The organism is Prevotella sp. MGM2 (assembly GCF_002933955.1).
Taxonomy (GTDB): domain Bacteria; phylum Bacteroidota; class Bacteroidia; order Bacteroidales; family Bacteroidaceae; genus Alloprevotella.
Map to the genome: position 1 here is coordinate 1 of NZ_BEWW01000085.1, position 24,364 is coordinate 24,364.

The following is a 24,364-nucleotide window of genomic DNA, read 5'->3' on the forward strand; positions in this document are numbered from 1 at the left end:
TCAAATCCAGCGTGCCCGAGGGGGTCAAACTCACGCGCCTTTTCCAGGCATCATCTTTATAAAGTCCCGTCCAACGGGTACAGAATATGCGAGATTGGAATACGGTGCAGTTATCTACAAACAATAGTCCGGCATTGGTCAATTTACCTTCAGGAGTAACCAGTCCGAATGATTCCAGATACTTGTCATTCCATTCCTGATGGGTTTGTTCACGGAATGTATTGGCAAGGATGATGAAAGAGTGTTTGCTGGCATCCACTTGTATAGGAAGAGAATCCCATGTCATGTGTGTACCTTTCAATACCAACGAAAGAAGTTGTTGTGAATTACACTCCACGCTTTCATTGCCAACCCGTACATATGCAGTACGTGTTCCGTCCTGATAATAGTAATAAGGTGTAAGCGTTCCTGCCTTTACTTTCACTTCAAGCAAAGAGTGCCCTTCATGTTCTATCGGAATAAGTTGAACTTCCGGCACAGGGTCAAGTCTCGCTTTGATGGTTTCACTGATAAAGTCAGCATCGGATTGTGGGTTCTCTAAACCTACAATCACTCCATCATCGTTCACTCCATAGAACAAACTGCCACCATCCGTATTGGCAAAAGCCGATACAGATTTGAGCCATGACTTCACTTTCTTACGTTCCAACATTTCTTTGAAATCGTAAGCCGAACATTCCGCTATCAATGTATTGTTTTGAATTTGCATCGTTTCCTTCTAATTGTTAGGGTACAACTCCCCAGTATTATGTACAAAGATAAGGATAAAAGTGGAGATTCTGTTAAAATTGACACAGACTTTTGATTTTTATGCGTTTACATCTCTTTATTTATGAATAAAAATCGTACTTTTGCAGTCAAGAGCTGTGGTTGCTTATGGATGCTTATTTTCGGATTTGCGATATAATTGCAACACGTGTACGCAAGTTGCTCATACTGAGATAATGTTGATTTTGAGGAAGTGAAATAATAAATAATAAGAATCTGTAATAAAATCGGTGCAATTCAATAAGTTGCACCGATTTTATTTTTTTAAATTGTTAATTATTTATTGTTTCTTCATATTTTTATGTATTTTTGCGCTCCGTAAAGAAACATAGTAAAGGAATAAGAATATTTTAAGGTGATATTAAGCATTAGTAATGAGGTTATTACAGGATGATTGATGAGGCTGGATATTCCATGTTTTGATTTTTTATACTTAAATATTTATTGATTTATTAACTAATTAAAGGCTATTTGTTTTTATGTTGAAACGGTTTTTGAAAGTGCTGCTTCTTCTGGTGTGTACAAGTGGTCCTGGTTGTCTTCATGCCAAGGTCATTACTCCCCAAGAGGCTGCAAAGGTTGCTACTGATTTTTTCAGTGCCGGCAACGTTTCTCGACTGAGTAGCATCGATGCTTTAGAATTGGTGCGTACATCTAAAAAAAGTGACGGGACTCCTGTTTATTATGTTTTTAATGCTAGGAACGGTCGTGGCTTTATTATTATATCGGCTGACGATAAAGCTATTCCGGTTGTGGGGTACTCTTATGAGACTTCCTTCTTGGCTGATAAGGTTTCCGATGTCACTAACACAGTGCTTGATAAGGCTGTGAGACCGATGGATACTAATATAACCGAACTTCGTCAACGTGTAACGGCAAGCAAGTCGTCATCAAAGCTTCTGGATACACCGTCATGGAGTCAGGAAGCTCCCTTTAATGCCCAAATACCTAACCGTCGTCTTGTCGGGTGTGTAGGAACGGCTATGGCTACAGTTATGAAGTATCATAACCATCCGGTGAGAGGGAATGGCTCTCTTGACGATACGGACTTCAACGCACAATATGACTGGAATAATATGCGGGCTGATAATTATCGTTCCGGGTATTCTGAGGCTGAGGCTGCGGCCGTGTCTACCCTGATGGCCCATTGCGCGGTTTCTATTAAGACGGATTTCGGTATGTCCGGTTCCAGCGCTTTTGAAGTGCGTGTACCTGCGGCACTCATTTCGTTCTTCGGTTATGACCCGGGAGTGTCCTACAAAAAAGGTTCCGAAACGGACCGTGCTACATGGGATGCGATCATTGTGAATGAAATCAATGAAGGCCGTCCGGTGATTTATAGTGGTCAGGACGTTTCTGTTGGTCATGCCTTTGTGTGTGACGGTTATGAGATGAGAGGTTCTGTACCTTATTTTCATATAAATTGGGGGTGGGGAGGCTCTGCCAATGGCTATTTTTCTTCCGATGCCCTTAATCCGACTGTGAGTACTTCACACAGTTTTAATGATCAGACTACAATTATCTATAATATAAAGCCGGCTGAGGCTTCGGCAAATTGGTCGCCTGTACACATTACGGCCGATGAGCATCAGGTGGGTATGACCTCTGATGTGACAGATATAGAGGCCGGTACAGCATTTACGGTGAGAGCCGGTGCTTTTAAGAATGTTTCCTATGATACGTTTTCTGGAAAAATTTCCGTTGCCCTTTTCTCTTCCGACGGAAAGTTCAAGACATTGTTGCACGCTGGAAAAGGATTGACACTACAGTCGATGCAGATTATGAGTCCGCGGCTTTATTCGGATTTTGACTGCTCTGTGCCTGCTGGAACTACGGTTGCCGATGATGATGTCCTTCGTTTGGTGACGATGGCTAACAGCGATGCCGGGTGGTTGCCTGTGCCTGGTGATCTTATTACTGTGAATGAGATAAAGGCGAAGAATAATGTCATACCTTATTTCTCCATTGACATTCCGACACAAGTGGACGGAGTGGTCCTTTCGGATGTTTCAACGAAAGTAATCAAAGGCCGTGACTATTCGTTCAAGGTCGTGCCTGCCTCTTCCGATAAAGTGGTGACGGTAAAGGCCAATGGATTTATTCTGACGCCGACGGCGGATAATATTTACAAAATTGTCAATGTTACCTCTGACCAGCAGATTCGTATCATTGTTCAAAATGCGGAAGATGTGGTGAGCAAGCGTAAATTGTGGGTGACTGCTGGCGGCCTTGAAAACCTGATAGGCGAGGCGGATGCCGGTACTATTAAGGAACTGACACTTTACGGAACCATAGATGTGCGCGATTTTACTTTCATACGTGAGCGTATGAAACTGACGGCACTTGACCTGTCGGGAGTGAACATTGTAGCCAATGGAAGCAACCCTGCCAATGCCATTCCTACCAAGGCATTCAGCGGCTATTACTCGTTGCAACGCATAGAATTGCCCAAGTCGCTTACCACGTTGAAGAATGGCTGTTTTAATTCTACCGGTTTGAGAAGAATTGAGATACCGGCATCGGTGGGTACTTATGAATATAATATTTTCTTGAATTGCGGCAGTTTGAGTGAAGTCGTCGTGCGTCGTCAGTCGCCGGCGTGGGTCAACTGGTGTGTGTTCACCGGAACGCCCAAGTCAAGACTGGTGGTGCCGGTAGGCGCAGGAGCCGCTTATTCCTCCAAGGAGAATTGGCAGGATTTTAAGAATATAGTTGAGGAAAATCCGGTTGCGGCATCTTCCTATATGGTCGTGCTTCAGGAGAAGGAAGGCGTGAAGATTACCCCTGACTCTGAAAATATGGAAGTAGCCCCCGGTTCCGTGTTCTCGTTTACTGTGGAGACCGACAATCGTTTTGGTGACGCTAAAATGGAAGTTTTTGCCAATACCACCAAGTTGACTGCCGGAGCAGACGGGCGTTATACCGCTACGATTAATGCCAATACGATGATCCATGCCAATTTCGTTTATCCGACGCCGACCGTTGGTGAGTCTCCTTGGAAACTGACCGATAGCAGAGGTGGCGTGGGACTTGCCACTGATGTCATTAACGTGATAGCCGGCAAAGCATTTTCCATACGTGCCAATGCTTTGGCAATTCCTCAGGATCAGGCCGCTATGTTCTATGCGGCAGCTCTTACGGATGCCAATGGAGCCATCAAGGAGTTCATATCGCCTATATTCACTAATTCTGCGTCGAATTATGGTGACCTTCCGTGTACTTTCAACTGTCAGGTAAAGGAAAACTCAGTGCGCGAAGGCAATCTTGTACGTGTAGTTACCTCTTTCAATAAGAAAAACTGGTATCTTGTTAAAGGAATCAATGCCAACGTGAAAGATTCTGTAAAAGCCATAGGCAATGATGTTACCTATCATAAGGTTACTATGCCTTCGACAGTTCAGGGTGCTGTTATTCAAGGTGCCACAGACCAGATAGTACATGGTATGGACTTTTCATGTAAGATTATGCCGGTTTCTGTGGCTGATGCCATAACGGTGTCTGTCAATGGTAAGATTGTGGCCGATCGTGTGGGCGTGGCTCAGGTGAAAGTGGAAAGCGTGCGTGAGGATCTGGACATCGCCATACAGGTGGTGGCTGCCGGAGACGAAACGTATACAGCACTTAATATTCATGCCGGTGAACTCGCGTCCAAGGTTTCCTCGGGCGCTTTCCCCTCACGTCTTAAACTGATGGGCGAGATGAATGCTTCCGACTTCAAGGTGTTGCAGGACAACGCTTCAAGATTGGTAGCCCTTGACCTGACGGATGTATCGCTGAAAACCTTGCCTACTCCCAATTCGCTGCCTTCTATGGCTTTTGCTTCTTCAAACACTGCGGGAGTGGCTGCTTTGACAACGATTCTTCTGCCGAAGAATCTTGAGTGTATAGAGGAAAATGCTTTCTACCGCTGTGTTAATGTGAAGGAAATCACAATTCCCGAGAAGGTGGCCTATATAGGTAGTGGCGCTTTCAGCTATTGCAGCAAACTCACTAAGATTGTCGCTCTGTCGAAGACGCCTGTCAGCTTGAAAAATAATCCGTTCCCCATGAGTTCTACCGGAATCATTCTTGAAGTGCCTAGTGGAGCGGAAGAGGCGTATGCCTCCAGCCAATACTGGAAAGACCTTCAAAATCAGACGGCGAAGACATACTATAACATTCAGATTGATCCGACCAGAGCTTTCCAGTATTCCGACAGAGAGCCTCTCACCAAGATTGAGGGACCTGGAAACGGCACGAAAACCGTGATGTTGGGATTGCCCAATTTCATTCCGACTTCTTATAAGAAGAATCCGGTTCATCGCCCGGGAGTGGCCTTTAAGCTCTACAATAACAAAAAGGATGTGACCAACGACCTTGATCCGATCAGCACTACTGATTATTTCTATCCCGGCGGTTATTATCAGGTTAAGTTCTATGGAAATGTAACCGATCCGCAGTCGTTGAACTATCCGCAGGACCACATCATCGACGTTGTGTTCTATTATGACATCAAGGTCGTTGACAATTCCGGTAAGGCTAATATCCAGTTTGTAGACCTTGACGAAGCCAATGTGTGGAGAAACGTACCGATGAACAAGTTCGTTGAAGGTTCCGCATCGCGGCCCACTCTTTTTAAGGAAGGAGGCACTTATAAGTTCACTGTTGTGTCCGAAAGTCCCAATATGATCCCCGTGGTTAAGAAGGGCGGTGAGACCATATATCCGGATGAGAACGGAGTATACGTGGTGTCCAATCTGCAGTCGAATGTGGAAATGAACGTTACGATGGCTCTTGCTGAGAAGGAAGATATTGTCATCGAGGCTGAAGAATTGACCAATATCGGTGAGAATGAAGCCGCTCAGGTGACGGAACTCGGTCTGTCGGGAGAAATGACGGAAGAAACGTTCGATTACATACGTGAGAATTTCACTTCTTTGGAAAATCTCAACCTTTCCAGTACGGAAAACAGTGAGATTCCTGCCAGCGCCTTCGCCGGAATGGAAAATCTCACTAATGTAGTCATTCCCGAGCATGTCACGGCAATTGGCGAAAATGCTTTTGCCGACTGCCGGCAGCTAGGCTCCGTATCGCTCAACTCCGTTAGCACGATAGGCGCGGGAGCCTTCAAGGGATGCTCTTCTCTGACAAGCATTACGCTCTATGGCAACTCGCAGGTTCCCGGAAGCCGTGCTTTGGCGGATGCCGGCATTACCGACAGCTCGTTTGAAGGTATTAACCCCAACTGTATCATCTATCTGGCCAAGGGGCTGGAAGGCCGCATATCCTCCAAGTCAAATATTGTGCTCAATGGCGACGGCAAGTGTGAGGCCCTGACGGATATTGTCCTGACGGACAGTGTGGCGTTCAATATACCGGCAAGTTTCAATCTTGGTGAGAGAAACATCTCGCTGGCCCTTAAGCTGAACTATCTGTCCAACGATGGCACCAAGGAATGGAAGGGGCTTGTGTTGCCTTTTGCTCCCACACGTCTGTCTGACGGCAAAGGCAATGATTACACTATTGGCACTTCGGGCCAGCATACCGTCAGCGTGTTGTCGTTCAACGATAACGGTACGGAACTCGAGAGCCATACTATGATTGAGGCCAACAAGCCATATATGATACATCTCAACGGCGAGTTGGATGAAACCGTCGACTTCACCTTCTCTGCTGGCGGTTCTTCCGTTGCGCGTACTGCCGATGACGTCTCTCTCACGTTCGATGTACCTCTCACTCCGGAGGCTGAAGCCATCATGAGAGCTGGTAAGGACTACACCCTGCTGGGCAGTTATGTACCCGTCAAAGCTGCTTCCGGCACCTATCTGCTGGACGAGGAAGGGCAGAGTTTCAACCGTATTGCCGATGAAGACACTGAAAGCGTCATTGCTCCCTTCTCGGTTTATGCCAAGGCCAATACGCCTGAGGCTGCCGCCGCCTTTGAGGTGGGTAAGGCCGATGTGCTCACAGGCATTTACAGCGGAAATGCTCAGGACGGAAGCATGAAATTCTACAAGGACGGAACAAATCTTGTTATCGTTTCGCCGGAGAAACGCGACATTAAAGTCTTCACTTTGTCAGGAATATGTGCCGCGTCGCTCACCGTGAAGCCCGGTGTAAATACCATCTCCCTCAGTCCGGGCATTTATGTGGTCGACGGTCTTAAAATAATTTTCTGAAAAGAGCCGGTCGGATTTTGATCCGACAGACCTGAGAAACAGCAAGAGGGCGGACCGGTTTGACGGTCCGCCCTCTTTATTCTGCAGAGAATGCAATTTTAACATAGTTTGCTTTCCATAGAAAAATATTGTATCTTTGTGATAGCGGAGCGGGGCTTTCCATCGGAAAGTTCCGCTTTTTCTTTGTTTTTCAGCCATATTCCAGCAGATTTCCGCCCTGCTTTTTCTGAAAAATCCCCGTATTGCAGTTGAAATTCCAAGTATTCGTGTTAAAATTCCGATACGGACTTTTCAAACTCTAAGTATTGGAGAAGGAAAAACATCTCTTTGAAATGTAATGAAAAGTTAAATATGTTAAAGTCGTAAAGCTCCGAAAAGCCTGATAGAGCGGTAAAACGCTGACGAGTGGAACATTTTTTGCATAGCCGCACGAAGATGGACGGCGAAAGGTGTCATTTCGCAAATTCTTTGTACCTTTGTGCCATTAAATTTATTTATAAAAACCATTATCATCATGGCTCAAGAAGATGTTTTCAAGAAAATAGTTTCACATTGCAAGGAATATGGCTTCGTGTTCCCCTCAAGTGATATTTACGACGGCTTGGGAGCCGTTTACGATTACGGCCAGAACGGCGTAGAACTGAAAAACAACATCAAGCAATATTGGTGGCAGTCGATGGTGTTGCTCCACGAAAATATTGTGGGCATTGATTCGGCAGTGTTTATGCATCCCACCATTTGGAAGGCTTCCGGACACGTTGATGCCTTCAATGATCCGCTGATCGACAACCGCGATTCCAAAAAACGTTATCGCGCTGATGTTCTCATTGAAGACCAGGTAGCCAAATATGAGGAAAAAATAGAAAAAGAGGTGGCCAAGGCACGCAAACGCTTCGGCGAGGCTTTTGACGAGGCACAATTCCGCGCAACCAACGCGCGCGTGCTTGAAAACCAGCAGAAACGCGATGCGCTCCATCAGCGCTACAGCGATGCCATGAACGCTATGAACCTTGAGGAATTAAAACAAATTATTCTTGACGAGGAAATAGCCTGTCCCATCAGCGGTACGCGGAACTGGACGGATGTGCGCCAGTTTAACCTCATGTTCAAAACGGAAGTCGGATCCACGGCCGACGGCGCCTCGACCATCTATTTGCGTCCCGAAACGGCTCAGGGCATTTTCGTGAACTATCTCAACGTGCAGAAAACGGGCCGTATGAAAGTCCCCTTCGGCATTGCACAAATAGGCAAGGCTTTCCGCAACGAAATCGTTGCCCGCCAGTTTATCTTCCGTATGCGCGAGTTCGAGCAAATGGAAATGCAGTTCTTCGTGAAGCCCGGCACCGAACTGGAATGGTTTGAAACCTGGAAGAATACCCGTATGGCATGGCACCAGGCTTTGGGCTTCGGCGCAGAAAACTACCGCTTCCACGACCATGAGAAACTGGCCCATTACGCCAACGCCGCAAGCGATGTGGAATTCCGCATGCCGTTCGGCTTCAAGGAGGTGGAAGGCATCCATTCACGCACTAATTTCGACCTGTCGCAGCACGCCAAATTCTCCGGCAGAAAAATCGAATATTTCGATCCCGAGACGAACGAAAGCTACACCCCCTACGTCATCGAAACCTCTATCGGCGTGGACCGTATGTTCCTGAGCATCATGTGTCACAGCTATGAGGAGGAAAAACTCGAGGGCGGTGAAACACGCGTAGTCCTCAAACTTCCCGCAGCCCTCGCACCGACAAAACTGGCTGTGTTGCCTCTCGTCAAAAAAGACGGCCTGCCCGAAAAGGCCCGCGAAATCATGCAGGAACTGAAGTTCCACTTTAACTGCAAATATGACGAGAAAGACTCCATAGGAAAGCGCTATCGCCGTCAGGACGCCGTGGGAACACCTTATTGCATTACTGTAGACCATCAGACGCTGCAGGACAATTGTGTGACATTGCGCAACCGCGACACTATGCAGCAGGAACGTGTCTCCGTGGAAAGTCTGCGTAGTCTCATCGAAGACAAAGTCAGTCTGACTTCACTGCTTAAGAAACTCTGAAATTAATTTTCTCTCCCGCATGTGGCCTTGAATGTCGCTTGCGGGAGGACCACTTTCTCCTGACATGAAAAATATCTTTCGCCCATTGTTCGTTCTGTTGGCCGTGTTGGTTCTCTTCCCGGCATGTGAGGAAAATATCGATGAAGCTCCGACGTTTGTCAATTGGAAAGAACGTAATCGCGTGGCTTTCCTGCAGACACTCGGTAAGGCCAAGGAAGCCATAGCTCAGGCTAAGGCCCGGTATGGCAACGACTGGGAGGCTCATTGTGACTGGCGTGTGTTCCGCACTTACGCCATGTCTCCCGAGGCACAGGCAACAGCTGCCGACTCCATAGCTGTTCACATTCTGCAACGCGGAGCGGGACCGGGTAGTCCGCTTTACACAGATTCGGCATTAGTGAACTATCAAGGCCGTCTGATTCCCAATGAATTGAGTGAGGACGAAGAGTCACGTATCAAAGGGGCTGTGTTTGATTATTCCGGACTTTCGCGTGATAGTGCCATGATCTTCAACCCTGACTTCTGTTCGCCGGTGCATTTCCTTGTAAGTTCTACTGCCGAAGGTTTTACTACGGCATTGATGTTCATGCACGTGGGTGATATGTGGCGTGTGTATATGCCACAGGAGCTGGCTTATGGCTCATCGGCAACGAAGAGTATCCCCGCTTATTCCACCTTGTCCTTTGTGATGCAGCTTAAGGGTTACAGCCGTGCCGGAACGCCGTTGCCTGCCGTTGGGAAATGATGCGGTCCAGTTAGGAAGCGGCTGAAAGTTTCTGTTAAATCAATCGGCAAGCGGCCCGGTGCAAATTTGTTTGCACCGGGCCGCTTGCCGATTGATTCGTTTGGGCGCTGTTGGCTGTTAGTGGGAGATTACCGGTTGTGCTTCGGAAACCGCAGGTACGCTGTCTGTGGCTGTTGCCGGTTGTGATGTTGCGGTAGAGTCGGGTAGGGCAGTTGTCAATACCTCTTCTTTTTCGTTTGTGGCAGCCACAAGTTTTTTGCCGTTCCAGCCTTTAAAGCGAGGCATCCGTTCGCGTTCTGCCGATACGACTACCGTCATGCCCTCGTAGGCATATTCTTTGCGGAGTGTAATGATATTGTCGGAATTTACCCGGATGCATCCTTCCGAGGCACGGCGGCCTATGCTGCGGGGAGCATTGGTGCCGTGTATGCCGATGCCGGTGAAGCGGCCTGTGCGCAGGCGTAGGAAATAAGGCCCGTAACAGCCTTTTACTTTGCGGCCGTCTTTCGTTTCATGTAGCCAGTCTTCACTGTCGTACATACCGGAAATGCTGAATACCCCTTCGGGGGTGCGGTAGTCGTTGCGTTCGTGCTTGTTGCCCCGTTTCAGGCCGCAGGCTATTTTGCAGGTGAAAATAACGCTGTCGGAAGGTGTCAGTACGAAGAGGCGCATTTGTGGTTTTGAAATATAAATGTAGTTGTCCGTATGTGTCAGGTTATCGGGCATGTCGGTGGAGTCGTTGCTCTCTTCTTCGGTGAGTGCTTCCAGTTGGGAGGCGGGCGCGTCGTCAGGCACGTCACCGCACTTTTCGGCCGGTATCTCCTGTGACGTGTCTGTGTTGGTTTCAACCCTGTCGGTATAATTATGGTTGTGGCCGTTGCAGGCCGCTGTTATCCATACGGCTGCGGAGAGCAGCAAGCTTGTCAGGACTGAGCGAGTTAGAACTGGCAATTTCATGAATGATTGTTTTTGGGGTGCAGACAGGTATGGATGATGTCTGCGATCAGTGTTTGTAATTTTGTTGTTTGTTGACTGTTTGTCGGAAACGACGTGGTGTTTTCACTATGGGGCGAGTGAAATTTTAGGACAAAGATAGTGTAAAAGGAGTTGACAGGAAAAGATTTTCGGATTATTATCATCGGCTTGCCATTGTTGTCTTTCGTTTTTTATTGCTATGTAGGGGAGTGTGTCTGTACGGAAGAAAAGGGGGTAGGGGGAGGTTTTGGTGAGACTATTGGTTGCTTTCAAAATACGAGAGTGTGTTTTAACACAATTTGCTTTTGGGCTTAAAATGTTGTATCTTTGTAATAGCAGAGCGGGGCTTTCTATTGGGAAGTCTCGCTTTTTCATTATTTTTCAGTCATATTCCAGCAGTTTTTTACCTTGTTTTCCCTGAAAAATCCCCGTATTCGAATTCAAATTCCAAGTATTCGTGTTAAAATTGCAATACGGACTTTTGTAAATCCAATACTTAGAGTTCGATTTTATTTTGTCTGAAGTGTTACTGAAGGTTAAATATGTTAAAGTGGGAAATGGCTGTGAGGGTAGCCGAAGGAGAGATTTTGATGTGAGGTACCGAAGTTTGTAATTTGTTTCGTACCGTAAAATAACCTGCTACGGATAAGGCATAGGGAATCATTATAAAGTCAAAGCGCCCGGCCTGAGATTAATTGAGGCTGGGCGCTTTGACTTTATGGCGCTGTAGAAAATATCGGATGATTGTTGGATGCCCAATCGTTAAGAGGGGGGGATTCTTTTGGCCGTTCCGGATAGGGATAATGATGTGTATGTGAGTCCGTTCACGGAGTGCCCGGAAGAGGTCGCATCATTGGGGCCTATAGCTTACTCCTTCGCTTGATGCATCATCGTAAACGACTTTTTTGAATTCTTCCGGAGTCGTTTTGACGGCCGTTTTGGTGAGTTCCGGCACATTGTAGCTTTTCATTAGCAGGAGATTCTGCTCAGGGTCCTCCTGCGGCAGCAGAAAGGCTTTGTGTCCTTTGCCTTTCCGATCGAAGTAGGCGATATAAGGCCTCGTATAGGAGCCGTCGTCGCGGCGTGAGGAGAAAACGATCCACCGGCCGTTGCTGCTCCATGTGTGGTAGCTGTCGGCGTTGGAACTGTTGGTGGCGGTGAGCGGATAGATATTGCCGGTTAAGAGGTCTTTGACAAAAAGATCGGAACTGTGGTGCCAGATGTGGAATTGACCGAACTGCCCGAGAGTGAAGAGCAGATAACGTCCGTCCGGACTGATACGGGGCACGCTGGCGCTTAGTCCCATGTCCGCACAGTTCATTTCGACAACGGGAGGACCGAACCTGCGGTTTGTTTCATCAAAAGTCATGCTCATGAGATTGTAGCGCAGGCTGTCGTAGATGGCGGTGACGATGTCCTGCCGCTGTCTGGCATTTTTGCCGGTAAATTGCGGTACGTTGGCTGAGCAGTAATAAAGTTTTTTACCGTCGGGAGCCCAGCAGGGAAATGTTTCGAGTACGGAGTCGGTTTTGAGGATATTGGTGAGTGTGCGGTTGTCGGTATCGTAAAAGACAAGGTCGGAACCGAAGTCCACTACTTCAATTTTCTGCTTGTCCACCATGTGGAAAGTCTGTCCCGTTTGATTGGATGAGAATACGATCCAGTTTTTTTTCGGATGCCATGTGGGATAAACAGTGGACGAGAGGATGGAATCGCATTTCATGTTGATCTTTCGGGCTTTGCCGTTGTTTACAATCACCGTGCCGCCGTGTTTGGCGCGAACATGGAAAAGCATCCGCTCAGTGTCGTAATTCTGATAATTGTGGCAGTTGACACAATGATTATTGATGGAATCGTAAGTGCGGTTGTTCTCATAGATACTCTTCTGCTCATAGGTTTCAAGGTCGCGCTGGTAAAGTCCTACCTGACGGTATAGTTCGTAGCCCGGTTCAATGAGGCGGTAGGAGAGGTAACGGTCAATAGGCTCGTTGGCTACGTGGAGCAAATATGAGGGATGTTTGATCCATTTTCCATCGCGCAGGGCATAGAGCGTAACGGTGAGATCTTTTCCTTTGTTGTGCTTCAGCAGTTGGCTCCATTCTTTGGGAATAAACTGCAGTTTGCCGTCCTTTCCGGCCGATGCGATGAGCTGTCCGTTATCTTTTCCGGCAACGGAGCAGACGAACTCGCTGCCGGAAGATTTTATCTGTATGTTGAGCGGGCAGATATTTGGGGGAATGGTGATGTTGCGGTAGTCGGGGTAGATGTCTGCCTGTTCCTCTACGGGAGTGCTCTCGACAGGAATGACAGTTTCGGAACCGCAGGCTGAAAGCATGGCGGTTATGAAGAAAATGAGGAGGATATTTCTGAAAATCATAAAATGGGTTCTATATTGGGATGATGTGGTTGTTGGAAGTTCTCAGAAAAAAGAAAAACGGTTAGTTGACTCCGCCGTTTTCATTCTTTGTGGCGGGGCGTATCTGGTCTTGGTCGTTGTTCTCACAGTAGTAGTAATAATAGTAGGTGCCGAGCCAGTCTGCTTTCAGTTGTTCACGCATTTTGGCGTTGTATACGTCTCGGAGGCGTCTTTTTTCCTTATCGCTTTTTCCGGCTGAGGCCTGTGCACGTTCGTCTATAATGGGTTTGGCCGCGGTAAAGAAAGATTGCAGCGTCATTTCCTGACTGTTGACGATGTCGGGAAATGCCTGCTGTATTATCGGATTTTTTTGAGCCATGATGGTCAGGACTTGTTGTAGCGGCTGTGGCAATACGCCGTTGTGCAGTTGCTTATAGCTTTGGATGAGGTCGTAGCAGGTCGACAGGTCTTTGGAATAGAGGCGGGCGGCAATGGCAGTTTCCAGCGTAGGATTTGAACCTCTCGTTAATCCGGCGTTATAACCGAGGAAGGCAGGCTGCATGTACTGCTGCTCGAAGTGGCTCTCCATAGGGGTCAGGCTGAGAACACGCGCCAGTTCGTCGTCGGCTTCCACCAAGTTCCGGTCGCTCACCATCGGCTTGTATTTTTCTACAAAGTCATTCTCGAAAGGCGTTTTCCCGATCAGTGCAAGGTATTTGTCGGCCAGGTTCTCTTCATTGTTCAAGATAGCGCAAAGGGCCATCCTTTTGAGATAGTAGAGCGAAGGGCCGTTCATGACTATGTGGTCCATGCCGCATCGGTAGGCGGCGTTGGTGAGGCCTGCGTAAAAATTACAGTCCATCTCAAAAAGATTGTATTCGTTCTGACCTTCGGTATTTCTGACAGGAGAGTCGGGAAAGTCATAAGGAATGTCGAACATGTTTTCCAGCAACTGGCCCGTTTGCACAAGGCCGATGGCATGGTAAGCGGCGATGGCACGGGTGGGGCGTTTGGACGATTGGCCGTCTTCTATCATTCCGCTCCAGTCTGCCTGCCACAAACGGTTTTGCATACGTGCCGTTAAAATGTCGTTCCTGCCGAAATGCAGTGCACCGCCTGTCAGCAATGCAAAGGCTGTAACCGGAAACAGATAATTGAGGTAAGTTCCGTTTTTCCGGGATCCTTTCTCTTTTCTGGGAAATATGAAATGGACGGCTATGTAGATGATACTTATTGTCAGTAATGTGAGGCAGGGCAGGAGTATGATGAGTGATGGCTCATTCTTATGATAAAGGTTGACGCCTTGTCCTATGGCCCATCCCAGTATTCCCAGCGGAATGATGATTGATATTCCTTTCAGTTTGACGGGGACGTGGCATAATTTGTCTGTCAGAATCACGATTAAGGTAAGGACAGCACTGAGGAATATACTGCCGATGAATTTGTTTTTAAAAAGAAGCAGTCCCCAGCGGCCGAGCCAGAAAAGCCAGCCCCAAGGTTGATCCAGAAGAAACTTCATGGCTGTGCTGTCCGTTGTGATGAAGTTTTCTTCAGCGGTGCGTCGGAACACTTCCCCGTATACCTCGACGCAGAAAATGAGCAGGAGGATGAACGTCATCCCATAGATTTCCGAAGAGGTTACTTTGCGCAGAAAGCTTTTATCTTTTTTTGGCAAGATGGTCTCTTGCCGGTTTTCGTGTCTTTTGGGCGGAGTTTTTTGGGCAGGCTGAAGCCGTGATTGCTTATGTGACATTTTTTGCATATTGAAAGGCGATTGATTGAACATGATTTGTAGAAAAAGAAAAGTCCGAAACCGTAGGCGGAACATGCGGCTCAGGACTTTCTTTTTTATAGGCGTAGGTTTATTTTACGATAACTTTTTGTCCGTTGACAAGGTAAATTCCCGGTGTGAAGCCGGTAATGGTGACGGGAGTAGGTGTAAGGTGCACGCTTTTAATGAGAGCGCCTCCGAGCGTGTAGATGTTGGCCTTTGTCGGTGTTGTGGCTTTACCATAGATACAGCCTTTTCCGCCTGAAATACTGATGGTACCGCCTATCGCTATTTGATCTATTCCGTCAATGACCGGTGTGTAGTCGTATTTATTGTCCAGATAATCTATACGGCTTTTAATCCAACTGCAGATGTAAGTTACATCTCCCTGAATGTTGGAATGTTTCACGTTGGAGCCGGCCCATTTGTTTTGTTCACGTATGTCGGCGCCGCTTTCGCTGAAAAGGCCGGCGTAGTCCTGAAAACGTTTTTGCAGGGCTTCGGGAGCGAAGAATGTTTCCCGCAGTTCGGCGTAACGCTCTTTCAATTGGTCGTTCCATGGTAGGATCTTTCCTTGTTGGAGCCGGTAGAAAATGGTATTCTGTCCGTGTTCGTAACTCCAGATGAACTGGTCGAAGTCCTGTCGGGCTTTGGTGTAGGTATTGCTACCGTCCCATCGGCGTCCCCATGTGCCGTCGAGATCCCATGGGGCAATTCCGATCATTTCCCGACGTTCCGTGCCCTGTTGGTCATAGTTGAAGAAGAAGGTGTTCTTACCGTGGTTGTCTGTCGCCAAGAGCAGTTCAAGGAACAGATAGTAGTCCTTCAGTACGTCGTAGTCAAAATATGTGGGCAGGGAGTTGCCGAAGTCAGAGTCGCTGCTTGTTGCCACAAAATTGATGGCGTTCCACAGCGGCCCCCAGTCTATTTTTTCTTCCTCATAGTCGGGGTATTTGATCTCAAAGTTCCGCCATGTCTCGCTATGGGAGTTGTTGTCATAGGCGGCCGGTGCCCGCTTGGGGAAGGACTTTACGCCTAATTCGTGTCCCATGAGGACCTCATAGTTCCATTGGTCGCCTTTGTAGAGTGTGCCGTGTATGGTTTCTTCGGTTGTGTCTGTTGCCGGATCGGACTTTTTAAGGCGAAGCTGCTTACGGTCCACTTTTTCTGTCATGCAGTAGAGGCCGTGGTAGGTGCCGTTGAGGAAAACCTCGACAAAGCGTCCGCGTGTGCCGGACTTGGCTTTGGGTTCCCAGCCTTCGCGGCGTTGATAAGGCGGTGTGGCAAAGTCATTCCACAGGTCGGTGGAAACGCGGTTGCGCATGCATGACATGTCAACGGCCATGGCATCGAGTATCCAGTTATTGTCGTTGCGCAGACCGAAGAACTCATGGTCTACGGAATTGCCCTGCTCGTCGCGCAGTTTGATGTTATAGCTTTTTTTGCTGTAGCCTTGGGCGCTGGCTCCGCGATATCGGTAAGCGGCAATGAGAGTAGGAGCGTAACCGTTGGCTGCGGCATCGGTCACACGCAGGCGCCCTGTGGTGTAATAGCTGCCGTTGCATCCGGACATTTCCAGCTCAACGATCGGCAGAAATGTGAAATTGAGCGAGGCGGCAGCTACTTCTTCCGTTCCATTCTTAATGACTGAAATTTTATAGGACTTGTCACAGCTGACAGCAGGGATGGTGATGGTGCCGTCTTCATTGACGTCATTGTCGTCGATACGGATGGTGTAGTCATCGCCGGTTGGCCGGAATTTTACTTGAACCGTTGTGGTGTAGTCGGCTTCTCTACGAGTGTTTGCCGGCAATGGAGCATAGTAGCGGTCGGCTATTCGGTCATAGGTCAGGTCCTTGTCGTTCAATCGGATGGAGTCTACGTAAGCTTTAAAGCCATCGGCGGGTACGTTATCCAAAGGCACACCGTTGGCCAGAAGGTGGTTGAGGTGGCGGCGGTCGGAGGAGTAGAAAACGAATGTGCAGCCAGCGTCAAGGTTGTATAAGCCGATTACATGGCTTGTGCTGAGGTTGTAGTCGTTCCAGTAGAGGTAGGAACTTTGGTTATAGCCGTCTGCGCCGGGCAGGTTGTCGGCTTTGCAGATGGTGTAGCCTGTATTTTCGGTGGAGTAAAAACCGAATTTCCAGATATTGTTTTTGGCTGTTCCGTTGGACAGGTTCAGGGGGGCGTTCTTGTAAGTGGACGGATAGCTTGTTTCTACATACTGGTTGTCAGATGTATAAATCTGCACGCCGTTGCCGTTGTCTACAAAATAGAATTGTGAGGCTTCCGTGTCGCTTTGAGTCAGCCGGCTGTTGCTCCCTATAACATATAATCCGGAGCGAATGTTGCGGATGGTATAGAGTACGGGGTTGGCGGTGTCGGTTGTATAAACTACCGGTTGTTGCAGACCGGTGAGTTCCCAATATTCACCGTTCTCAGTCGTTCCGCAAGTGCCTGACGGGTCGGTGTCGTCTGTTGCGTCCATAACGGATTTTCCGTTTTCGTCGTAGATATTGAAAAGACCGTTGGCATCGGTATTGGTTCTATAGGTGCCTACCAGATATGGTGTGTCGCTGTTTGGATTGCGGATGTTGAAATACTGTCCGGATGCGCCGGCGTTTTCTATGTAGACGGCACCTTCGCCGTTTTCCGTGATTTTCCATACCGCATAATCGCTGGTTGCCGAGGATGACAATACGATGCCTTTGGCTATGATTTCTCCATTGGCATTTGTCTGTTGGGTGGCGCTGTACACCAGATATTGCTTGCTTTGGGCATTGCAGATAGTGTATCCGTCTCCGTTGTCTGATTTTTTCAGTATCCAGTAACTGTCGGGCGAGAGTTGGCCGGTTTCCATGTCGTAATAGACGAGGGGCGATTGGCTGTGGTTTTCACCAAGTACGATGCTCCCTGAGGGCCATTGTGTGCAGACAAAGTAATATTTTTGACCGTCTGCGATTTTGATGGTGGCCTTTAAGGAAATGACCATCATAAGTCCCAATAAAAAGAGGAATGTCTTTTTCATAAAAGGTGTTGCAATAATTTCGCCTCAAATTTACAACAAAAAAAGTGGTGAACAATAAAAGTTTTTCTTTTTTGTATTAATATGTGCCGGAAGGGTGTGGAAATGTGATCGTTTCGCTGGTTGCGAAGCCGGAATTACGGTCTTTCTTGAAGTGTGGAGGCGGAAAGTTGTAATAGACCGGCTGGATTGCTTTTTTGCAGTGTAAGATGCTTAATGAATGTTAATACAATGCAATTTGGATTAGAAACGTTATTAACATTTTTAATATTTGTTAGTACGTTGTCTGGTAGAAGTGTATCGCATCCGTATGTTTTTTATCAGGCAATACTGGAAAAAATAATTTCAATACTGGGAATTTTTACGGCAATACGGATAATTTTTATTTGAAAAAGGTTTGTTTGAGGCTGAAAAAATAAAAAAACAGGCCGCTTTATCGGATGGCCTGTTTCTCTAGGGCAAAGATACGACATCGGCGGGCTGAAAGCAAGAAATGTTAAATCCGGTAGTGAAGGGTATAGTATTTATTTATATTAAAACAATTAAAGGAATCTAAAAAGGCTTGTAAACTTTTTTCCGATCCGTCTGCTTGTTGTAAAGCAACAGCAAGGGCATCTCTCTGAAAGGATGCCCTTGCTTGTGAAATAAGAGAAGGAACTTCTGTGCCTCCCTTGGTGTTTTTAAGGAAGGGATTTATTGTTTCACAAATTTGAATTGCTTGAAATAAACCTTTTGCTCCGTACCGCTTGTGTTGGTGAGGCGCAGTTTTGAGGCTTTCATCCCTCCTAGCTCGTTGGCGGTGTGGATGACGGGGTCATCGGCTTTGTAGTGCAAAAGGCCGACCTTGGTCCACTGGCCGTTTTCGGTGAGCAGTTCGAGAGTGAAGTTTTTGGCGGCTCCCGGCACTCCCAGGTTGAAGTCCATGCCTTGGAACGTGATGAGGCGGTCGCTTTCGATGAGCAATTCACCGCCTGGCTGCCAGTTGATGACTTCAAGTGCCGGAGTGACACTGACGTTGTTGCTGCGGACGGTAACGGGCAGCATAGCCAGTTGAGGCACATTGCTTGAGAGTTTGTAAGGATTGTATTCTGCAACATTGCTCAATTGTGTGCCGTTGGCTTTATTGTAGGCATCTACCGTTTGGGCAAATATTTTGTTGAGTGTAGGCAACAGCACTTTGGTGGCCAATTTTATACCGGGCTGGAGGGCATGTCGTACATCGGAATTTTCGAGGGTGTACATTTGTTCCTGAATGGATCGGGCCTGCTGGTAAATGTGTGTGAAGGATTGCGTATTTTCCTTATCGCCGTTCTGTGCAGCCTGCGGCATCATGCAGACGGCATAGCCGTAATCGGCCACATTCTTGGCTTGCAAAAGCCAGGGTCGGAGCTCGCGTATGAGTTCCGGGTTCGACTTGTCGGCCAGCAGCACATCGGCAGCGGTTTTCAATTCCATGCAGCGGTTGAGGAGCTCGCCGCAGATTTCACCGGTAAGTTTGCCGTTCTCCACGCTTTGTGCCAGCTGTTTCAGCTCGTCACCTTCTTCGCGGCGAAACCCGTGTCCGTTAGGGCCAAGGTCTTTATTGTAGAGCGCAAAGGTGCGCAGTGCCCATGCGTTATCGGGCAACAGGTCGCTGATGGCTTTGTTCCAGTCTCTGTCATAGTCATACGCCTTCATGTTCCATGTGTAGTCGGCAATGCCGTAGAGGGCGATTTTTGAAGCCTCGGCGTGTTCCATCGGATTGCTTACAAAGCCTGACAGATCGCCGGCAATGGTGAGGTCGTTGCCGTAGGCCGGGCCGAGGAGGATGCGGTCGCGCACGAAGTCCGATACGGGAAAGTTCCACCATATATAGGCCTTGCGGTTGATGCGCTGGTTGATCCATTCCATTGATTCCTTGTCAATGCAGTGGACTACGCTGTTGCCCGTCCACATGATTTCCACACTTTTGTTCATCTTTGTCCCCAACGTGCGCAAGTACCCTTTTTCATCGTTTGCCCAGGCGCGGTTATATTCTGTGGGACACATCACGAGCGGGGATATGTCGTGCTTCTTCTGTATGAAGTTGTTGTCGATGTAGTTAAGCAGTTCGGCCTGTTTGTCGGCTTTGGTGCCTTCGCCCCAGATGTCGTCAAAGAATACAGCAAAGGAGCGGATGCCCAGTTCATACATTTTCTCAAATTTGGCCAGTAATGCGTCGCGGTCTTCGGCTGTCCACTTAATGTCAACGCCGGGATGAATGGCCCAGTAAAAGTTTACACCGCATTTTTTCGCATACTCATTCAGTTCCTGTATGCGTTTGGCCTCGGCCTCGGGGTAAGGCACGCGCCAGCGGTCGCGGTGGTAGGGGTCGTCTTTAGGTCCGTAAATGTATACATTCATTTTGTTACGGCCGTAAAAATCGAGTTGGCTCAAGCGTGCGCTGTGGCTCCACGGCGTTCCGTAGAAACCTTCCACCACTCCACGGAATTTTACGTCGGGCCAGTCAGTGATGGCGCATGCTTCGAGACGCCCTTTCTGCGACATGGCCAGCAACGACTGTACGCCGTAGAAGAGTCCCTGTTCATCGGCAGCGGCAATGACGGCGCCTTTCTCGCTTACCCGGAGATAGTAGCCTTCGGCTTGTGGCGGGATTTTTTTTGCGTATGCCTTTACGGCCTTATCACCTTTCACGCCAAGCGTCACTGTGAATCGTGCCTCAGGCGTTGTTTCCGGCGTATTTTGAGCCCACAATGCTTGGGCGGCAATCGACTTGGCCCGTGCTTTGTCGCTCCTGATGCTCCAGGCTTGCGGGGCATCGAACAGGTTGCCGCTACCGGCCTGCACCTGTTGTGGCACAGGATTGATATTGGCTACCTGGGCCTGGCCTCCGGATGCGGCACATGCCAAAAGCAGTCCGGCGGATAGAATTGTTTTCTTCATGACGTTATGGTTTAAAGTAAATAATGCTAATGGTGTATTTAATGAGACAAAGGTACGATAAAAAAGTGAAAAAAACGGAAGGGATAATAATGGTTTTTATATGTAGTGCGTTTGAGCATTTAATGCTGGGCCGTATCATTTGAATGGCTTTTCAACTCTTGTTCAAGGTTTCTTTTGTGTCGGAATTTTAACGTGAATATGGTAAACTCAAATTGCAATACGGGGATTTTCCAATTAGAATACGATGAAAAATGACTGTAATACTTCTGAAAGACATCGACCAAGCGGGACTTCACACGTGAAAGTCTCGCTGGGCTATTACAAATATACGACATTTACCGCCCAAAAGCAAACTATGTTAAAAACAGGAATACCACCTGCTCATGCAAACAGGCACTCTCATTTATCAGGCATCGCGCCCGGCAAACGTGAGGTCGCGGTTGCATTCAAAAAGCCCCGCACATCATCCTGTACGCGCCGGTAAGCAACAGCCTCTACATAGCCCGTGTGTTTACGCAACATCTCATCTACAGGCGATATGGCATGCTGATAGGCGGCCAGTTCATTCTGCATTTGTACGGCATGTTCGGCCAACCGGCGTATTTCACGTTCACGCTCACGGCGTAAAGTGTCGCACACACCACCAAGCATAGGCGAAACCACCCCATCAAAAAGATCATGTCCACGCATATAAAGATAGGTGGTCTGAGGCGTAACGCCCAGTTTCAAAAGTTCTTCCCACAGAGGTTTGTAAGTTTTCTTTCCCTGCGGGAACTGTTTTTGCAGACGGCTTATTCTGGCATTGACCTTGTGCCGCAAATTGGTAAGAGTTTGCTCGGGATGATAATAATTGAGTTTGTCCAAAGCTACGACATGATAGAAATCGAGCATTGAAAACGTGCCATGACGGCCATAACGATAGGCCCAGACATTCCACACAAAGAGCGGCCATATCGTTTCGGAATATTCGACAAGAAAGCGTTCAAAATCGAAAAGCCGGCGGTCGTTGAGCGTTGCCATCACGCACACATTCTGCAAAGCCGGAGCGTAACAACGGTAATTCTCGATGGCATAAACGTAAGTATGAAACACATAAGGATTATTGCAAACGGTATATGACGTTTCTGTGGCGCCCTGCATGAGATAATCATAGTCGGCATCGACACAGGCTATCATTGATGCCCCCAGACGGTTGCCCAGATGATTGGCCAGAGCCGTTTTCTTACCTTTGCAAAGGGTATTGCGTGAAGGCAACAACACCTCGAAATAATATTGCGGCGTTTCGAGCGGGCGCAACAGGTTGCTCCAGAAAAAAACATCTTCGTAGCTTTCCACATAGGCCACGATCTTCCGACGTGCGTTCCGTCCTCCAAGGCGATTGGCTGCGGCTATGAAGTCGGAATTGAGATTTTGTGAGAGTTTTTTCATAAATACTCAAAACATTGTGGCATCATACGGTTATTTCGCTTACTTCAGTCACAGCATCCTCCCACCCGTTCATGATAAGTGCCGGCGAATGGGTTGTCAGTACTATCTGTGCGTTGGGATTGATTTCGCGTACCATGGCTATGAGGCGCTTCTGCCATTCGAAATGAAGACTGGCTTCCGGTTCGTCCATAAAAAGAACATAATGCCCACGGTCTTCCGTAAGAGCTGTAAGCAGTATGACAAGCATCTGTTTCTCGCCGCTGGAAAGAAGGTAAGGCTGTAAAGGTTCGTCATACTGAATGAAACTCAGTTCGTTGCTGTGACGGTCTATACGCTTGCCGGTTTCACCAAAAAGCTCATCCACTAGATTCTGAAACAAGGTTTTCTGAGCGGCAGCCTCGGCGGCTTTTTCGCGTGTGGCCGGATCGCCGCTGGAAAGAAGCTCTATCATTCGGTTGGCCACGTTCACCTGATAGTCCAGATAACGCCGTTGCAAAAGATAAAGCTGCCAGTCAAGTTCCGTATTGACCCGCATATCGGCTAGTTGCCCGAGTTTGTCTCCGCCCACAAGGCGACGGTCAAAACTGCGTATAATATCATAGCGGATGCAAGTGGCATCTGCCGGTTCAAAGTCAATCTTCACCCCTAAACGCGTGGTGCCGACAATTTCTCCCGAAGCCGGAACAGTGCGCAGGCTCTCAATAAGACGGTTGAGTATGGTGCTCTTGCCCGCACCGTTACTGCCGCTCAACACATTCACATCCGGACGAAGCGTCCATACTATATGTTTATGACCGCCCCACAGACTGTTTATTTCGATTTTTGAAATCGCATTGGCAAACTTCATCATGGCATTGAAATGATTTGGTGTATAAAGGCAAAGATAGGCATTATTCGAAAAAACAGCCCGAGGTTTCCATACAACTTTCCGACTTTAACATCTTTAACCCTCAATGACATTCCCTTTATAGCCCTTTGACCGATGATGATTTTTATTTTGGCACGATATGTGTATCTGTATCGTCTGCGTCATTTTTTCTTTTTGCTATGTTGCTCTGAAAGATGTTTGGCCTCGCTTTGTCAAATTGATGGCTATTTTTTGTGGAAAAATCTGTTTTCTCATGGAATTTTAGTAAGTTTGCATCAATATGAAATATTCTGTCATAATACCTGTATATAATCGTCCGGATGAGGTAGACGAACTGTTGGAAAGCTTATGCAGACAACACTTTGAGGATTTTGAAGTCGTTGTGGTTGAAGACGGATCGGATATTGCTTGTCAGGATGTTGTGATGCGCTATGCCGATCGACTGGATGTGCGTTATTTTTTCAAATCCAATTCCGGACCGGGACAAACACGCAATTATGGTGTGGAGCGTGCCCGTGGCGAATATGTTCTTATTCTTGACTCTGACGTCGTGCTGCCGGAGAGTTATCTTGAGGCCGTGGATGAGGAACTGAAGCGTGAGCCTTGCGATGCGTTCGGCGGTCCGGACCGTGCCCACAGCTCTTTCTCTCCCATGCAGAAGGCTATTAATTATGCCATGACTTCCTTTTTCACCACGGGCGGCATACGGGGCGGTAAAAAGAAAATGGATAAGTTTTATCCACGCTCCTTTAATATGGGGGTACGCACGGAGGTGTACAGGGAATTGGGCGGCTTTTCAAAAATGCGTTTCGGTGAGGATATCGATTTTTCCACACGTGTGTTTAAGGGAGGATATGCCTGCCGTCTCTTTCCCGAAGCCTGGGTGTGGCACAAACGGCGTACCGACTTACGTAAATTCTTCAAGCAGGTGCATAATTCGGGGATTGCGCGCATTAATCTCACCAAACGCCATCCTGGAACGTTGAAACTGGTTCACCTGTTGCCGGCTGTTTTTACCGGAGGATGTGCGCTCCTGCTGGCGGCAACCGTTGTGGCCGCATTGCTGGGGTGTCCTCACTGGTATGTCATGCTCGTTCCGCCGGTGCTTTTTGCTCTGATTATCTGCGGAGATGCCACGTGTCGTGAAAAAAGTGTTGGAGTCGGCGTACGGGCCATTGCGGCCGCTTATGTGCAGCTCACAGGATATGGCACTGGGTTCCTTCGTGCCTGGTGGCGTCGCTGCGTGATGGGACATGACGAGTTTGAAGCCTTTAAGAAGAACTTCTATCAATGAA

At 47.9% G+C, this 24,364-nt stretch carries 12 protein-coding genes; 4 read left to right on the top strand and 8 right to left on the bottom strand.

The features are described from left to right. Positions 1-709 (bottom strand): helix-turn-helix domain-containing protein (locus C5S62_RS01825; protein WP_133159461.1); only part of this gene is annotated, 709 nt, incomplete at its 3' end. A gap of 538 nt (positions 710-1,247) precedes the next feature. Between C5S62_RS01825 and C5S62_RS01830 the strand changes: the two genes are divergently transcribed. From C5S62_RS01830 to C5S62_RS01840, 3 genes are all read left to right on the top strand, one after another. After that, complete coding sequence (locus C5S62_RS01830) at positions 1,248-6,926, top strand: C10 family peptidase (protein ID WP_104403816.1); 5,679 nt, start codon at positions 1,248-1,250, stop codon at positions 6,924-6,926. A 514-nt stretch (positions 6,927-7,440) separates the two neighbouring features. Then, the gene (locus C5S62_RS01835; RefSeq protein WP_104403817.1) at positions 7,441-8,979 is read left to right on the top strand and encodes a glycine--tRNA ligase; all 1,539 of its coding nucleotides are present in this window, start codon (positions 7,441-7,443) and stop codon (positions 8,977-8,979) included. A gap of 64 nt (positions 8,980-9,043) precedes the next feature. Continuing rightward, on the top strand, positions 9,044-9,724 hold the full coding sequence (locus C5S62_RS01840; RefSeq protein ID WP_172486059.1) for an FKBP-type peptidyl-prolyl cis-trans isomerase: 681 nt from the start codon (positions 9,044-9,046) through the stop codon (positions 9,722-9,724). 117 nt (positions 9,725-9,841) lie between these two features. Here the strand turns inward: C5S62_RS01840 and C5S62_RS01845 are convergent, their stop codons facing one another. The 7 genes from C5S62_RS01845 to C5S62_RS01875 form a co-directional block, all read right to left on the bottom strand. After that, entirely contained in the window at positions 9,842-10,681 is an 840-nt protein-coding gene (locus tag C5S62_RS01845; protein WP_104403819.1) for a L,D-transpeptidase, read from the bottom strand. 868 nt (positions 10,682-11,549) lie between these two features. Beyond that, positions 11,550-13,076: a PD40 domain-containing protein gene (locus tag C5S62_RS01850; protein WP_104403820.1), complete on the bottom strand. Its 1,527-nt coding sequence runs from the start codon at positions 13,074-13,076 to the stop codon at positions 11,550-11,552. A gap of 61 nt (positions 13,077-13,137) precedes the next feature. Then, complete coding sequence (locus C5S62_RS01855; RefSeq protein ID WP_133159462.1) at positions 13,138-14,730, bottom strand: DUF6057 family protein; 1,593 nt, start codon at positions 14,728-14,730, stop codon at positions 13,138-13,140. 187 nt (positions 14,731-14,917) lie between these two features. Beyond that, positions 14,918-17,854, bottom strand: a complete 2,937-nt coding sequence (locus tag C5S62_RS01860) for a CotH kinase family protein (protein ID WP_104403822.1) — start codon at positions 17,852-17,854, stop codon at positions 14,918-14,920. A 690-nt stretch (positions 17,855-18,544) separates the two neighbouring features. Continuing rightward, positions 18,545-20,773 carry a beta-N-acetylglucosaminidase gene (locus C5S62_RS01865; RefSeq protein ID WP_104403823.1) on the bottom strand — a complete coding sequence of 743 codons (2,229 nt, stop codon included), beginning with the start codon at positions 20,771-20,773 and terminating at the stop codon, positions 18,545-18,547. Positions 20,774-21,172: 399 nt separating this feature from the next. Further along, the gene (locus C5S62_RS01870; protein WP_104403824.1) at positions 21,173-22,201 is read right to left on the bottom strand and encodes a DUF4435 domain-containing protein; all 1,029 of its coding nucleotides are present in this window, start codon (positions 22,199-22,201) and stop codon (positions 21,173-21,175) included. A gap of 22 nt (positions 22,202-22,223) precedes the next feature. After that, positions 22,224-23,051 (bottom strand): AAA family ATPase, encoded by an 828-nt coding sequence (locus C5S62_RS01875; protein WP_104403825.1) that lies wholly within the window; start codon positions 23,049-23,051, stop codon positions 22,224-22,226. Positions 23,052-23,349: 298 nt separating this feature from the next. On the opposite strand from C5S62_RS01875, the gene C5S62_RS01880 reads away from it, so the two are divergent. Next, complete coding sequence (locus C5S62_RS01880; protein ID WP_104403826.1) at positions 23,350-24,363, top strand: glycosyltransferase family 2 protein; 1,014 nt, start codon at positions 23,350-23,352, stop codon at positions 24,361-24,363. Position 24,364: the final 1 nt, after the last annotated feature.

What these genes read in the sequence shown, in the direction of transcription:
- C5S62_RS01845 (WP_104403819.1), bottom strand. Translation starts at nt 10,681, where the DNA reads ATGAAATTGCCAGTTCTAACTCGCTCAGTCCTGACAAGCTTGCTGCTC.
- C5S62_RS01880 (WP_104403826.1), top strand. Translation starts at nt 23,350, where the DNA reads ATGAAATATTCTGTCATAATACCTGTATATAATCGTCCGGATGAGGTA.
- C5S62_RS01875 (WP_104403825.1), bottom strand. Translation starts at nt 23,051, where the DNA reads ATGATGAAGTTTGCCAATGCGATTTCAAAAATCGAAATAAACAGTCTG.
- C5S62_RS01865 (WP_104403823.1), bottom strand. Translation starts at nt 20,773, where the DNA reads ATGAAGAAAACAATTCTATCCGCCGGACTGCTTTTGGCATGTGCCGCA.
- C5S62_RS01840 (WP_172486059.1), top strand. Translation starts at nt 9,044, where the DNA reads ATGAAAAATATCTTTCGCCCATTGTTCGTTCTGTTGGCCGTGTTGGTT.
- C5S62_RS01850 (WP_104403820.1), bottom strand. Translation starts at nt 13,076, where the DNA reads ATGATTTTCAGAAATATCCTCCTCATTTTCTTCATAACCGCCATGCTT.
- C5S62_RS01830 (WP_104403816.1), top strand. Translation starts at nt 1,248, where the DNA reads ATGTTGAAACGGTTTTTGAAAGTGCTGCTTCTTCTGGTGTGTACAAGT.
- C5S62_RS01860 (WP_104403822.1), bottom strand. Translation starts at nt 17,854, where the DNA reads ATGAAAAAGACATTCCTCTTTTTATTGGGACTTATGATGGTCATTTCC.
- C5S62_RS01835 (WP_104403817.1), top strand. Translation starts at nt 7,441, where the DNA reads ATGGCTCAAGAAGATGTTTTCAAGAAAATAGTTTCACATTGCAAGGAA.
- C5S62_RS01870 (WP_104403824.1), bottom strand. Translation starts at nt 22,201, where the DNA reads ATGAAAAAACTCTCACAAAATCTCAATTCCGACTTCATAGCCGCAGCC.